This window comes from Telluria sp. ZT3P26 (genome assembly GCF_059686035.1).
In genome coordinates this window covers 453,262-466,402 of the sequence record NZ_JCASII010000001.1, presented here as the reverse complement: position 1 = coordinate 466,402, position 13,141 = coordinate 453,262, and the positions used below count along the sequence as shown (strand labels likewise).

At 67.2% G+C, this 13,141-nt stretch carries 13 protein-coding genes; 5 read left to right on the top strand and 8 right to left on the bottom strand.

The window, feature by feature from the left end; translation table 11 throughout:
• Positions 1-181: 181 nt before the first annotated feature.
• The 3 genes from AC56LN_RS02140 to AC56LN_RS02130 all read right to left on the bottom strand — a co-directional run bounded on the left by AC56LN_RS02140 (position 182) and on the right by AC56LN_RS02130 (position 2,094).
• Positions 182-931, bottom strand: a complete 750-nt coding sequence (locus AC56LN_RS02140) for a hypothetical protein (protein WP_499569712.1) — start codon at positions 929-931, stop codon at positions 182-184.
• A 23-nt stretch (positions 932-954) separates the two neighbouring features.
• Positions 955-1,575: an LON peptidase substrate-binding domain-containing protein gene (locus AC56LN_RS02135; protein ID WP_499569711.1), complete on the bottom strand. Its 621-nt coding sequence runs from the start codon at positions 1,573-1,575 to the stop codon at positions 955-957.
• Between the two features lie 75 nt (positions 1,576-1,650).
• Entirely contained in the window at positions 1,651-2,094 is a 444-nt protein-coding gene (locus AC56LN_RS02130; protein ID WP_499569710.1) for a hypothetical protein, read from the bottom strand.
• A 201-nt stretch (positions 2,095-2,295) separates the two neighbouring features.
• On the opposite strand from AC56LN_RS02130, the gene AC56LN_RS02125 reads away from it, so the two are divergent.
• The gene (locus AC56LN_RS02125; protein WP_499569709.1) at positions 2,296-4,593 is read left to right on the top strand and encodes a CHASE domain-containing protein; all 2,298 of its coding nucleotides are present in this window, start codon (positions 2,296-2,298) and stop codon (positions 4,591-4,593) included.
• Between the two features lie 16 nt (positions 4,594-4,609).
• Here AC56LN_RS02125 and AC56LN_RS02120 read toward each other — a convergent pair whose 3' ends face one another.
• On the bottom strand, positions 4,610-6,502 hold the full coding sequence (locus AC56LN_RS02120; protein ID WP_499569707.1) for a bifunctional diguanylate cyclase/phosphodiesterase: 1,893 nt from the start codon (positions 6,500-6,502) through the stop codon (positions 4,610-4,612).
• Positions 6,503-6,768: 266 nt separating this feature from the next.
• On the opposite strand from AC56LN_RS02120, the gene AC56LN_RS02115 reads away from it, so the two are divergent.
• The 3 genes from AC56LN_RS02115 to AC56LN_RS02105 are packed head-to-tail and all read left to right on the top strand — an operon-like array spanning position 6,769 to position 8,751.
• Positions 6,769-7,221: a YbaN family protein gene (locus AC56LN_RS02115; RefSeq protein WP_499569705.1), complete on the top strand. Its 453-nt coding sequence runs from the start codon at positions 6,769-6,771 to the stop codon at positions 7,219-7,221.
• A gap of 59 nt (positions 7,222-7,280) precedes the next feature.
• Positions 7,281-7,739: an Rrf2 family transcriptional regulator gene (locus AC56LN_RS02110; protein ID WP_482900070.1), complete on the top strand. Its 459-nt coding sequence runs from the start codon at positions 7,281-7,283 to the stop codon at positions 7,737-7,739.
• On the top strand, positions 7,726-8,751 hold the full coding sequence (locus tag AC56LN_RS02105) for an NAD(P)/FAD-dependent oxidoreductase (RefSeq protein ID WP_499569703.1): 1,026 nt from the start codon (positions 7,726-7,728) through the stop codon (positions 8,749-8,751). The genes AC56LN_RS02110 and AC56LN_RS02105 overlap by 14 nt, the downstream gene beginning before the upstream one ends.
• A 9-nt stretch (positions 8,752-8,760) precedes the next feature.
• Here the strand turns inward: AC56LN_RS02105 and AC56LN_RS02100 are convergent, their stop codons facing one another.
• A complete protein-coding gene (locus AC56LN_RS02100) occupies positions 8,761-9,213 on the bottom strand; it encodes a hypothetical protein (RefSeq protein ID WP_499569701.1) in 453 nt (150 codons plus the stop codon).
• A 225-nt stretch (positions 9,214-9,438) separates the two neighbouring features.
• On the opposite strand from AC56LN_RS02100, the gene AC56LN_RS02095 reads away from it, so the two are divergent.
• Complete coding sequence (locus tag AC56LN_RS02095; RefSeq protein ID WP_499569700.1) at positions 9,439-10,413, top strand: ribonuclease Z; 975 nt, start codon at positions 9,439-9,441, stop codon at positions 10,411-10,413.
• Here AC56LN_RS02095 and AC56LN_RS02090 read toward each other — a convergent pair whose 3' ends face one another.
• The 3 genes from AC56LN_RS02090 to AC56LN_RS02080 are packed head-to-tail and all read right to left on the bottom strand — an operon-like array spanning position 10,414 to position 13,093.
• On the bottom strand, positions 10,414-11,016 hold the full coding sequence (locus AC56LN_RS02090) for a hypothetical protein (protein ID WP_499569699.1): 603 nt from the start codon (positions 11,014-11,016) through the stop codon (positions 10,414-10,416). It abuts the gene before it with no gap.
• Between the two features lie 43 nt (positions 11,017-11,059).
• Entirely contained in the window at positions 11,060-11,647 is a 588-nt protein-coding gene (locus AC56LN_RS02085) for a cohesin domain-containing protein (protein WP_499569697.1), read from the bottom strand.
• A gap of 27 nt (positions 11,648-11,674) precedes the next feature.
• A complete protein-coding gene (locus tag AC56LN_RS02080) occupies positions 11,675-13,093 on the bottom strand; it encodes an MBL fold metallo-hydrolase (RefSeq protein ID WP_499569695.1) in 1,419 nt (472 codons plus the stop codon).
• Positions 13,094-13,141 lie beyond the last annotated feature (48 nt).

The window sequence follows — 13,141 nt, the reverse complement described above, 5'->3', positions numbered from 1 at the left end:
CAGCGCAAGGCGGCGGGACCGGAAGATTGGCCTGCAAGCGGGCCGGAGAAAGCGGACGTAGAGACACTTTTAGCGGGTGACAAGATACCCGAAATCGGCACCCCTGTATATGCCCGCCACTTTTTTAAGCAGTTTACCAGAAGGAACACTGCGGCGCCTGCAGACGGCGGCTGCGCCCTCTTCACCGCGCCCAGCCGCGTTGCCGGGCGGCGCGTTCAGCGGCCGGGTCGAGCGCGCTGCCGGCCATGCGGGCCTCGATGGCGGCGCGCACGGCGGGCGGCGGGATGCTGCCGTCGAGCCAGGCCGCGCCGGCCGTGCCCTGCGACAGGACCGGGATCGTCCAGCGTCCACGGCGCAGGCAGGCCAGGCCGGCCGTCGTATCAACGACGAAGCTGCGGCAATAGCCGCCGTCCTTGGCCACGAACGTGACGCCGATACGCACCCCGCTGTCGGACGGGCCGGGCGTGGCCAGTTGATCATCCAGCGCCGCGACCAGCGCGCCGCGCGCGACCAGCACGCCGTTGTCATGGTCGAGCACGGCCAGGCCGGGGCCCTGCCCCAGGTGATGCCAGCCGACCGCGCCCAGTACGGCGCTGCCCAGCAGGGCTGCCGTGAGCGTCACCCAGTGCAGGCCGACGACGCGGGTTGGCGCGGGGGGCGGGAGTGGCATGGGGCGGCCGGGGCGCAGCGTATTCAGGTGCACCACCTTGGCCCCCTGCGGCACCGGGCGCTGCGCGCTGGCGCTGCCATCGTGGCCATTGGCCGAGACGCCGACACTGCGCCCGCGCCCGTTGCGCAGCTCGGCCCGGTGCTGGGCCACGCGCGCCGCCAGGATGGGATCGGCATGGGTTGCCCGCTCGACCGCCGCACGCGCCGGCTCGGCGAGGTCGCCGTTGATGTACGCAATGAGCAAGTCGTCCGAGAATGTCATGCTGGCTGGACCCCGATGAGCGGCTAGGAAGTGATCAACCCATGTTCGTCAAGGACATCGTGCAGCAGTTCGAGGCGGATCACGGGATTATCTAGCATCAGCATATTGTGCTTTTGCTGGTTGGGCAATGGCAATAGCTCACACCAGCGGTTGGCGACCCAGCCACAGTCGTCCAGCCGGAACGGCGGTTGCACCGGCCAGCGGTGCTGCGGGACTTCGTGCAGCGAGTTGAGCACGCGGTCGAGCGCATCGGCCGCACCCTGCAGCTCGGACGGAATGCGCACGACCTGGTCTTCTTCGGCCAGCTCGGCCTCGGCCACCCACAGACCGTTGACGCGCTGCTCGGCGGTCACGACATTGAAGCGCGCCCCGCCCCGGCACAGCACTTGCAGCAGGCCCGGCGATTCAGCCGTGGTCTCGGTGACCGAGGCAATGGTGCCGGCGGCCACGAAGCGCTCCTGCTGCGCATCGGCCTTGCGCACCTCGTGCCCGCTGGTGAGCAGGACGACCCCGAACGGCGTGCCGTCGACGATGCAACGGCTGATCATGTCGAGATAGCGCACCTCGAACACCTGCAGCGGCAACACCCCGTCCGGAAACAACACCGTACTGAGCGGGAACAGTGGCATGGAAATCGTCGACATGGCTTCATGATGACAGAATCGTCGCCAACGCGGGACACGATTGCGGGCCTGACGGGCACCGCTGTCACCGCCCTGTCAGTCGTCCGGCGAGCGCAGCGGCAGGTAGCGCACCCAGTGACGCAGGCTGCCCAGGCGCCAGACGAGGCGGCCCCAGCCGGGCCCGGGTGCGGCCACCACGCGGACACGCACCACCTTGCCCAGCACCGGCGGGCACACGTAGTCGAACACGCCTTCTTCGCCGAAAGGCAGGCGCACGTCGCGCCCGGGCCCGACCTTGAGCGGGCCGAACACGATCGGCACCCGGTCACTGTTGCGTATAAGCAGCACATCCTGCACACCCCGCGTCAGGCGGATTTCGCCCGGCACGGCCATGCCGCTGACCGTAACGCCGGGCGGGAACGCCAGCAGCAATTGATGACTGCCGCCCTTGATCGGGGCCAGCATGCTCCACAGCGCGGTCAGGCCGAGCCCGGCAAGCAACACCGTCAACGGCCAATGGCGGCGCAGGAATGGCATCATGGCGTTACCTCGTACTTACAAGAGAAGCGATTCGGGCTAGAATGTTTCATAAAATAAATTAACAGCACATGGACCGGGCTGACGTGACTCATTAATCAATTAGCAAAAGTTGCGTGCGCCCTGCGAATGCGAGGGTGCGTATCCTGTCGAGATCCCACTGCTCCCATCCATTGCGCCATCACGGCTGCACCACACAAGGACATGCAGCACACCCCCTCCCGCCCCCCTGCCTCACCGCCGCCGCCTGCCGCCGGCCATGCGCCACTGTTGATGGCGCTGCTGGTGTTCATGATCACGCTGCTGGTGACCTGGGCGGCCTGGTCGAGCGCGCAGCGCAATGCGGAAGCGCAGTTGCGCGAAGCCTTCGATTATCGCACCGGCGCGATGACCTACAACATCAGCCGGCGCATGCTCGTCTATGAGCAGGTGCTGCAGAGTGCACGCGGCTTCCTGCGCGGCTCGGTCGACCTGCCGCGCGCCGTGTTCGGCGAGTATTACCAGAGCCTGGACCTGGTGCAGAATTTCCCCGGCATCGGTGCGCTGGGCATCGCCACGCGGCTGGCGCCGGGCGACGTGGCGGCGCATGAAGCACAGGTGCGCGCCGACGGTTTTCCCGATTACCGCGTCGAGCCGGCGCCGGGCGACCCGGCATCCGGCGCACTGCTCGCGGCGGTCTCGCACATCGAGCCGTTCAATGCGCGCAACCTGCGCGCGTTCGGCTTCGACATGGCCAGCGAGCCGGCGCGCCGCGCGGCCCTGCTGGCGGCGCGCGACAGCGGCCATGCGACCCTGAGCGGCAAGGTGGTGCTGGTGCAGGAAGACGATGGCAGCGCCGAATCGGGCGTGCTGATGTATCTGCCCGTGTATCGCACGGGCCGCCTGATCGACGACGTGGCCCAGCGCCGCGCCGCACTGACTGGCTGGATCTACGCGCCGTTTCGCATGAACGACCTGATGCGCCGGGTGGGCGGCGTCAGCGCCCCCGAACTCGACGTCACGATCCACGACGGCGACACCATCACACCGGCCTCGCTGCTGTACCAGTCCGCCGGGGCGACCGCGCACACGACGCCGCGCTTTTCCACGACCACCAGGATGATGATCGCGGGCCGTGTCTGGACCGTGCAGATGGGCTCCGGCACCGATCTCGAAGCCACGCTCGACACCACCCGGCCACGCATGGTCGCCATCACCGGCATCGTCCTCGGCGCACTGGCCAGCCTGATCGTCTGGCTGCTGGCCAGTTCGCGCCACCGCGCGCTGGAACTGGCGCACGCGATGACGCTCGAACTGCGCGAGTCGCACGACCGCATCGCCGCCGACGGCCGCCGCACCCGCGTGATCCTGGAAACAGCCTACGACGGCTTCGTCGCGCTCGACCGCCAGGGCCGCGTGACCGACTGGAACGCGCAGGCCTCGCAGATCTTCGGCATGGAGGCCGACGACGCCATCGGCCGTCCGGCCGAGGAATTGCTGCCGGCCGAAGGCCATGCGGCCTTCCACAACGCGTTCGACGCCTTCGCCAGGAGTGGCGTGGGTCCGCTGCCGGGCCAGCCGACCGAAACCGAGGTGCTGCACACGAGCGGGCGGCGCGTGCCGGTCGAACTGGCGGTGGCGCTGCTGCCGCCATCGGACGGCGCTGGCGCCACCGTGTTCGTGCGCGACATCACGTCACGGCGCGCCGCCGAAGAACGCGAGCTGCAACGCCAGGCGCGCCTGGTGGAAGCGCACCTGGCGATGCACAGGGCGCAGAAGCTCGAAGCGGTCGGCAAGCTCACCGGCGGGGTGGCGCACGACTTCAACCACATCCTGCACATCATCAGCGCCAACGTCCAGCTGATGCTGCGAGCCGACGGCCCGCCGTCGCGCAAGCGCCTGCACAACGTGCTCGACGCCGTCGAACGCGGCGCGAAGCTGGCTGGCCAGCTGCTCGCGTTCGCGCGGCGCCAGCCGCTGCACCCGAGCGTGGTCAACGTGGCGGAACTGCTCGACCGCAGCGACAGCCTGCTGCAGCGCGCCGCCAGCGACGCCGTCAAGCTCGAGCGCAGCAGCGCGCCCGACCTGTGGCCGACACTGGTCGATCCGAACCAGCTCGAACACGTGCTGCTCAACCTGATCATCAATGCGCGCGATGCGATGGAGGGTGGCGGCCACATCGCACTGCGGCTGGACAACGTGACGATCGACGCGGCAGCCGGCCAGCTTGACACTGAGCTGGCGCCGGGCGACTACGTGATGATCACGGTGGCCGACACCGGCCACGGCATGCCGCCAGAGGTGATGGAGCACGCGTTCGAACCGTTCTTCACTACCAAGCCGGAAGGCAAAGGCACGGGGCTGGGGCTGTCGATGGCGCATGGCTTCGTGCGCCAGAGCGGCGGGCAGATCCGGCTGGCAAGCCAGCCCGATGCCGGCACCACGGTGACCATCTACCTGCCGCGCCATACCGCGCATGTGCTGCCGGCGCTGGTGGCGCCGGACGCGGAGGCGTTGCCGTGACTCCGGCCGGCGGCCGTCAGCCGACCCGGGTGCGGTAGCTGCCCGAGATCCGGTTGCGCCCGTGCGCCTTGGCGTCGTACATCGCCAGGTCGGCGCAGTGCAGCAGCGCTTCGCCATCGTCGCCGCAATCGGGATACATCGCGTAACCGAGGCTGCCGGAGATATTCAATTCGCGCGCGCCGTCCATGAAGGGTTGTTCGAGGCAGGCCAGGATGGCCACGGCCACGCGCTCGGTGTCCTGGGCCTGTGCGCAGCGCGGCAGCAGCACGGCGAATTCGTCGCCGCCCACCCGCGCCAGCGTGTCCGATTCCCGCAGCACCGCGCGCACGCGCTCGGCCACCATCCGCAGCAGGCGATCGCCCACCGCGTGGCCATGCGTGTCATTGACGGGCTTGAACTTGTCGAGGTCAAAATAGATCAGGCCCACCTTGTGGCCATCGCGCGCCGCGACCCGGATCGCCTGGCGCATGCGGTCGTCGAGCAGCACGCGGTTGGGCAGCTGCGTCAGGGCGTCTTCGTGCGCCATGCGCCGCATGCGCTCTTCTTCCTGCTTGCGCGCGTCGATGTTCGAGAACGTGCCGACCATGCGCAGCGGTTCGCCACGCTCGCCCCATTCGGTGACGGTGCCGCGCGCCTCGATCCAGCGCCAGCTGCCGTCGCGCATGCGGATCCGGTGCACCATCGCGTAGTCCGGCGTGACGCCGTCGATATGTTCGCGCAAGGCCATGCGCACGGCCTCGAATTCGTCCGGGTGCACCAGCTCGGCCAGCCCCTTGCTGCCGAACCAGGTCACGGTCGCGTGTTCGCTGTCGAGAATGCGCTGCGCACTGGGCGAGAGCAGCGCCGTGCCGTTCGTGATATCGCAATCCCAGACACCGTCGCCGGCGGCGTTCAGCGCCAGCTTCCAGCGCGCCTCGGCGGCCGCCAGCGCCCTGAGCGCGCGCCGGCGCCGGTCGGCAGCGCCGATCGCCGCCCAGCCCAGCACGCCCAGCACGAGCGAGGCGATCACGCCCACATTGCGCATGACCTCGCTTTGCTGGGTGAAGCGCGCTTCGACGTCATGCACGGCCTGGCCGACCGTGACCACCAGGCCGTAGTCCGGCAGCTTGTGCCAGGCAAAGAACCGGTCGATGCGATCGAGCGAGCTGACCTTGCGGAACATGCCGCTGGTGCCCTGGGCCAGGATATGCGGCGCCTGCGCCATGTTGACGCCAGTAAAGCGCTGGCCGTCCGGGCGCGAGCTGCGCGCGACGATGGTACCGTCCAGGCGCATCAGGCTGACAGCGGCATCCGGGCCCAGATCGATGCTGTCATAAAAACGCAGGAAGTACGATGGGGGAATCGAGGCGGCGATCACGCCCGCCAGGCGTCCGCCGGCATCGCGAATCGGGCGCGTAAACTGGATCGACCACTGCCCGCTGACGGAATCTTTCTCGGGGCGACCGACATACAACCGGTCGCCGTCCTGCGTGCGGTGGACGGCGAACTCGGGCAATGCGCCCTGCGCCAGCCGCTGCGGCTGTGCGTCGTCATTGGAATACAGCAGACGGCCACCGGCATCGGTGATGGTGAAATGGATCGGCATGCGCAGATGGCGGGCGTGCTCGGCCACGCCTTGGGCGAAATCGGCCGGGTCGCGCTGCCACGTACCGCGCAGCTGGACGAGCGACAGGTCGACCAGCCCCACCGTGGCCCTGACCTCTTCGGAAAACGCACGCGACAGGTTCTGCACATTGCTCTTGCCACCGGCTTCGGCCAGCTCGGCAAAGCGCGCCTGCTCGATCGCCACCAGCACCCAGACGGCCAGCAGCATCACCGTGAGATACAGCACCAGCTGGCGCAACACACGGGGTCGGACGTAGCCGCCGAGGATGGCCACCGACGAACGGGGCAATGTGGGAGAAGACATGAAAGACGGCCGGATCGAGCCAGGCAGCAGGCGGACAGCACATGGAATGGATAGCCGGGCGTCAAGACAATTCCTGTTACTGCCAAATAAACGCGCCCGTCGTTGGACTCGACATTATACTGACTTACCCTGCCAAAGTTGCAAACAGGAACTTAAAGTTGCGTGACGACATACGGTTCAACGTCGTTTCAATGGTACAAGTTGCAGAGAATGCACATTGGATAGCCATTTCGACAAGTTCAACCCCGGGGTGCTAGAGTATCGCCATGAAATTTTTCTACAACACCCTCGGCGTGCTGGCTGTGCTGCTGGGCATCCTCGGCATTTTCCTGCCGCTGCTGCCGACCACGCCCTTCCTGCTGCTGGCGTCGGCCTGCTTCGCGCGCGGCTCGGTGCGCCTGCACCGCTGGCTGATCGGGCATCGGGTGTTCGGCAAGTACATTGCCAATTTCGAGGCTGGCCACGGTATCCCGCTCAAGGGCAAGATCGTGGCGACCGTCATGTTGTGGGGATCGATGGCCTGGTCGTCGCGGCACTTCGACAGCATCGCGATCCTGATCATGATGGGCGTGATCGGCGCCTGCGTCAGCACGTATATGTGGTGGTACCTGCCGACGCTGAAGCTGCCGCGCGAGTCCGTCGTACCCGCCGCACCCGCCACCCCTGCCGCCCCTGCCGCCGCTGCCGACCACATCGTTTCCCGCACCGAGCTGCCGTAAATTCCTGTTTTCTCAGCGCGTTGCCCTCTGCTGCCCGTTTTTGTACTATCATTAGTTACATGAAACGCGACAGCAAACTCTCTTCCGTCCTCCACGTGCTGCTGCACCTGGCCCATAGCGACCGCCCGATGACCTCGGAGCAGATGGCCGGCATGCTCGGCACCAACCCGGTTCTCGTACGGCGCATCTTGGCCGGCCTGCGCGAACGCGGCTACATCAGTTCCGAGCGCGGCCACGGCGGTGGCTGGACCGTCACGTGCGACCTCGCCCGGGTCACGCTGCGCGATGTCTACGATGCGGTCGGCGCCCCCACCGTGTTCGCGATGGGCAACCGCAACGAGCACAGCGAGTGCCTGGTCGAGCGCGTGGTGAATGCCTCACTTGAAAGCGCCTTCGCCGACGCCGAGGCGCTGCTGGTCGAGCGCCTCGGCCAGGTGAGCCTGGCCGACCTGTCGCGCGACTTCAACGGCCGTTACGACAACCACCTTCACACGAGGCCCGTACATGAACACGACTGAACCGACACCGGCACCGGCAGCGCCGGAGCCCTACGACGCCATCATCATCGGCGGCAGCTACGCCGGCCTGTCGGCCGCGCTGCAACTGGCGCGCGCACGGCGCCGCATCCTGGTGGTCGACGCCGGCCAGCGCCGCAACCGCTTCGCCGTCAATTCGCACGGCTTCCTGACGCGCGATGGCCAGCCGGCTGCCGACATCGCCGCCGAGGGCCGCGCCAACGTCGCGGCGTATCCCAACGTCCACTGGCACGACGGCACGGCCACGGCCGCACGCCGCGCCGGCAGCAGCAGCGGCGGCAGCAGCACCGACGGCACCGACGATGACGGGTTCATCGTCGAGCTCGATGGCGCCGGCACCGTGCGCGGCGCACGCCTCGTGCTGGCCACCGGCGTGCGCGACGACCTGCCGCAGATCGAGGGCCTGGCCGAGCGCTGGGGCAAGAGCGTGTTTCATTGCCCATACTGCCACGGCTACGAACTGAACGAAGGCCGCATCGGCGTGCTGGCCAGTGGCCCGCTGTCGGTGCACCAGGCGCAGATGCTGCCGCACTGGGGCCAGGTGACGTTCTTCACCAACGGCGTGTGCCCACTGGACGACGCGCAACGCGCCGATCTGCAGGCGCGCGGCGTGCAGATCGACGACACGCCGGTGCGCCGGCTGGTGAATGTCGCCACCGTCGTGCTGGAAGACGGACGCCAGGACATCATGACCGGGCTGTTCACCTATGGGCGCGTGCACATGACCAGCCCGATCGCGGAACAACTGGGTTGTGCATTCGAGCAGGGACCGCTGGGGCCATTCATCCGCACGGACGAAGGCCGCCAGACCACGGTGCCCGCGGTGTTTGCCGCAGGCGACGCGATGCGCGCCGCCAGTTCGGTGGCGCTCTCGGTGGCCGATGGCGCCATGGCGGGCATCGGCGCGCATCGCTCGCTGCTGTTTGGCGTGACACCATTCGCGGCGCCCATGATGGCCAGCGCAGCATGGCCAGCACCTGCAGACGCCCGTTAATGCGCGGCATCAGCAGACGTCGACATAGCGACCGCGCCGGTCAGCGGGATAACTGACGACGATCCGCTCGACCTGCTCGTCGGTCTCATACCGCAGCCGCACCAGGCCATCGCGCGATTCGAAGCGGTCGGGCGCGACGGCCACCAGCGGGATCTGGTGCCAGCGACCGAAATCGGCCACGACCCGTTGGCGATCAGTGGCCAGTTCGAGCTTTTGCCCGTTCGACAGGCGATAGGCGCCATCGATGGCGCCGAGCACGTCGGCGCTCGGCGTGACGGGGGTTGGTGGCGGGCCGATGCGGGTGCAGCTGATGGCGGCAATCGGCACCTGCTGCCGGGCCATGATGGCATCGGACGGTGGCGGTTGCGGGCCCGGCTGGGCTTGTGCAGCGGCGACGGACGTTGCAGCAAGCAGCGTGACAACCACTGCTGCGCACAGCGCGTGCCAGAATTGATGACGCATGGTGACCTCCTGAATGAAAAGGCGGGCATGGCCGCCCGGATGGCGGCACTCCCGCCAGGTCTGACACCAGCGCGCCAGGCAAGTGCGCCGCGATTTGACTGCACGGCGACCGTATTGATCAATCTCAAACCATGTGCAGTTAGTTGCACATGACGCGCTTGTGCCCGCGCGCCCGAGCCGGCCGGCTTTCCGGATAATCGACACATCACTTCACGAGAACTGTTTATGGAAATCATTGTCTTGGGGACGTCGGCCGGCACGCCGACCCGGCAACGCAATATGTCCGGCCTGGCGCTGCGCCTGCGCGGCGCCAGGCAATGGGTGCTGATCGACTGCGCCGAAGGCACGCAGCACCGCATCCTGCGCACGCCGCTATCGGTGATGAGCCTGCGCGCCGTGTTCATCACCCATTTGCACGGTGACCATTGCTACGGCCTGCCCGGCCTGCTCGCCAGCGCCGCGATGGCGGGCCGCAGCGACGCCCTGACCATCGTCGGCCCGCCACCGCTGCGCGGGATGATCGAGGCGATCATGGTGCCCAGCCAGCTCAGTCTCCCTTACCCGCTCGTCTGGCTGACGCCGAACGACCTGACTGGCGACCTGGCTGGCGCGCCGCTCATGCCGGAACTCGCGGTGGATGCAACGGCGTTGTCACACGGCCTTCCGTGCTGGGCCTATGGATTCACCGAGGCGGCGATCGAGCGCGGGCTGGATACGGAGAAATTGCGGGCGGATGCAATACCGGCGTCGCCGTTGTGGGGCGACATCCAGAAAGGGCGCGATGTGACGCTGCCCGACGGCCGCGCGATTGCGGCCAGCGACTACCTGCTGCCGGCCCGCCGCGCGCGGCGTATCGTTGTCGCCGGGGATAATGATCGGCCTGAATTACTGGCCACTGCGGCGCAGGGCGCGGACGTGCTGGTGCACGAAGCCACCTACACCGAAGACGTACTGCAGAAGATCGGACCGGGCCCGCAGCACAGTTCGGCAATGCGGGTGGCGCGCTTTGCCGAACAGGCCGGCGTGCGCAATCTGGTGCTGACGCATTTCAGTCCGCGCTATCAGGACCACGGCGCGCTGCCGGTGTCGCTGCTCGGGGACGAGGCACGCGCACACTACAACGGCAATCTGACCCTGGCGCGCGACCTCGATCATTACGTACTCGACCGCAGCGGCGCGTTGCAGCCGGCAGTTGCCTGATTACGCCGGTTCGCCGAACTCGGCTTTTGCCGCCTTGACGCGCCCGAGCGACGTTTCCGGATCGAGACCGGCCATGATCAGGTTGATGATCTCTTGCTTGTCTTCTTTTCCGACCCACGCGCATTCCTTGCGGTGCGAGCAGAAATAGGCGTACCAGGAAACATCTGCCGGCCGTTCCTTGCGGGGTTTCAGGCGCGCCGGCACAGCGGCGCGCGCCTTGCTCGCGTAGTCGGCAAGCGGGGCGTCGATTGCGGACCAGTCGAAGGCGGCGACGGCCTGTCTGTCGGCTTCCCAGTCGCCCTGGTACCGCGCAGGCGGGCGCATCGTGACTGGATTCACGGCGAGACAGGCCAGGTTCGGGTAGCCATGGGCCGCGCAGAATGCTTCGACGAACTGCAGCTTGGCGCCGATGCCGACCGGGACTGCGCGGTCCAGGACCAGATCCTTGGGGTACATGATCCGCGCCACCCTGAGCACATCCTTGTACGTGACGGGCGCGCCCTTGACGGCGCCTGCGTGCTGCCGCAGTGCCTCCACCAGGCGCACGCCAATGTCGATATCGTTGTGGGTACGCAGTACGTCTGCAGCGGGTTGAGTGACCATGCGAGTCTTGTCGGAAAAATCTGGCCGTGGGCCCAATCCGTCATTATGCATGCACCCGGCCAGCACCGGCCGGATGCCGGCGGCGCAGCACGAGCAGCGCGCCGCCGGCCAGCATCAGAGCCCAGCTCGCCGGTTCCGGCACGGCCGTCACGGCCAGCTGGCCGATGGTGGCAGGAATGTCATTCAGCGCCGCGTCGAGCAGCACCAGGTTCCCCAGCTCCAAGACACTGCTGCCGACCGCCAGACTGGTGAAGTGCAGCGTCGCCAGGATGCCGTCGCCATCGACGCCCGCCGTCGGACCGAGCAGGGTGGCAAACAGGAACGACAGCGTGCCAGGCTCGCCCGCCACAGTACCGGGATCGAACAGCGTCGGCCCTGCACTGGCCAGGAAGGCGCCCTCCTGCGCGCCGTCGAGCCTGAACATGGCGCTGTCGAAGCCGAGGTCGAACTGGTAGGCATACAAGTCGGCAACGTCGGCGGCGCGAACGTCCACCGTAAAGCGGGCTCCGGCGGTAACGCTGGCAGGACCGGACAGGGTTACCGTGGGACCGGCGTGCGCCGTCACGGGCGCCAGCACCGACAGAACGAACGCCGCGCAGGATGCGGCAAGCAAGCGTGAAAACATCATCATCGTATCTCCAGTCAGTGAACGTCGTTGTCAGGCATTGCAGGACAGGCCAGCCGGGATCAGCCGTGCGATGGCCGACACATCGCGGATATCGATCACGCCGCTGCCATCCACGTCGAGCCGCGGCACATAGGCAGCGGTATTGCGGCGCGCAGCGATGATCGCCTTGACGGCCAGCAAATCATTGCAGCCGAAGTCGACCATTGCCGTGGTCTCGCTGCCCAGGTCGACGATGCCGGGACCGGTTCCGCCCTCGAACGTCGCCGTGACGCGGTCCATACCTGCGCGCAAGCCGGCCGGCACGGGACAGGTCGCCACACCGCTGGCATCGGTGGTGGCCGTGCAGACGGCGCCGTCGGCATTGACCCGGAACGAGACCTGCTGGAGCGCAAGCGGCCCCCAACCGTTGCTCAGGCGCGCAGCAAGGCGGTTCGGCGACGGTGTCGCGGGAAGGAAGTCGAGCGCGCTGACACGCCATACCGGTACCGACGTTGCAGCATCCTGCCCGGCCAGCCAGGCCGCCGTGCATTCGCGCCCGACCGCCAGGGCACGCAGCAGTTTTTCGTTGCCGATGATGAACTGACTCGGCGAACGCAACCCTTCGGCCTGGATCTTCTTGACCAGGTTGACCGAGCCGTCCCAATACACGTGCGGGTTGGATGCGCTGTCGATCTTCTGCCCCTTGACCAGCGCATAAGTCCGCTCCATCGAATCGAGGTAGTCGCGGATGAGGGGCGCCGCTGCCTGCATCGACGAGCCGCCGGAAACGAACAATCTGACCGGCTTGCCTTTATCGTGCGCCTCGATGACGTAGGCGGTGGCGCCCGGCGTATGGCCGGGTGTCGCCAGCACCGTGACGGGCACGCCGGCGATGGTCACATTCTTTGGCGCGCGATCGGTCGAGACCCAGGTGGCCGGCTGGTACGCCTTGCCGGTGGCATCGGCCGCGCCCAGGTAGGCGATCGCGCCGAGGTTCGTCCGGAGATAGTTCATGCCGCCATCGTGGTCGCCATGGCCATGCGTGAGCAGCACGGCATTGAGCGGCAGACTGGCGCTCAGGCCCAGCGAGCGCAGTGCCGGCACCGTGTAGGTTTCGACTTCCTGGGCATTGTTGCCGGAGTCGATCATCACGAAGCCGCGCTCGTTCTTGATGATGTAGGTGCCGACGTACTCGCTGCCGATGTACCACACGTCGTCGAAGAGCCTGGTCAGCGGCATGCGGATCACATTCCTGGCACGCTGCTCCAGGACGATCCGGTTGTTGTCATCGGGCAGATTGCAATAGAACGCGCGCCAGGATTGCACCAGCGACGGGTCGCCACCGGTATTGCGCGTCGACGCTTCCATATGGCGCTGGAATTCGGCAGTGGATTGCGCCTGGACCCAGGGGCAGACGGCCAGCGCAGTCGACAACGCGCTGCACTGGAGCAAAGTCTTGAATGTTTTCATGATCGTCTCGGCAGTAAATAGGTAATCCGTCGGGATAACGCGGTCAAG

Excerpts from the sequence above, each read along its gene's own strand:
- AC56LN_RS02140 (WP_499569712.1), bottom strand. The coding sequence starts at position 931 with ATGACATTCTCGGACGACTTGCTCATTGCGTACATCAACGGCGACCTC.
- AC56LN_RS02135 (WP_499569711.1), bottom strand. The coding sequence starts at position 1,575 with ATGTCGACGATTTCCATGCCACTGTTCCCGCTCAGTACGGTGTTGTTT.
- AC56LN_RS02130 (WP_499569710.1), bottom strand. The coding sequence starts at position 2,094 with ATGATGCCATTCCTGCGCCGCCATTGGCCGTTGACGGTGTTGCTTGCC.
- AC56LN_RS02125 (WP_499569709.1), top strand. The coding sequence starts at position 2,296 with ATGCAGCACACCCCCTCCCGCCCCCCTGCCTCACCGCCGCCGCCTGCC.
- AC56LN_RS02120 (WP_499569707.1), bottom strand. The coding sequence starts at position 6,502 with ATGTCTTCTCCCACATTGCCCCGTTCGTCGGTGGCCATCCTCGGCGGC.
- AC56LN_RS02115 (WP_499569705.1), top strand. The coding sequence starts at position 6,769 with ATGAAATTTTTCTACAACACCCTCGGCGTGCTGGCTGTGCTGCTGGGC.
- AC56LN_RS02110 (WP_482900070.1), top strand. The coding sequence starts at position 7,281 with ATGAAACGCGACAGCAAACTCTCTTCCGTCCTCCACGTGCTGCTGCAC.
- AC56LN_RS02105 (WP_499569703.1), top strand. The coding sequence starts at position 7,726 with ATGAACACGACTGAACCGACACCGGCACCGGCAGCGCCGGAGCCCTAC.
- AC56LN_RS02100 (WP_499569701.1), bottom strand. The coding sequence starts at position 9,213 with ATGCGTCATCAATTCTGGCACGCGCTGTGCGCAGCAGTGGTTGTCACG.
- AC56LN_RS02095 (WP_499569700.1), top strand. The coding sequence starts at position 9,439 with ATGGAAATCATTGTCTTGGGGACGTCGGCCGGCACGCCGACCCGGCAA.
- AC56LN_RS02090 (WP_499569699.1), bottom strand. The coding sequence starts at position 11,016 with ATGGTCACTCAACCCGCTGCAGACGTACTGCGTACCCACAACGATATC.
- AC56LN_RS02085 (WP_499569697.1), bottom strand. The coding sequence starts at position 11,647 with ATGATGATGTTTTCACGCTTGCTTGCCGCATCCTGCGCGGCGTTCGTT.
- AC56LN_RS02080 (WP_499569695.1), bottom strand. The coding sequence starts at position 13,093 with ATGAAAACATTCAAGACTTTGCTCCAGTGCAGCGCGTTGTCGACTGCG.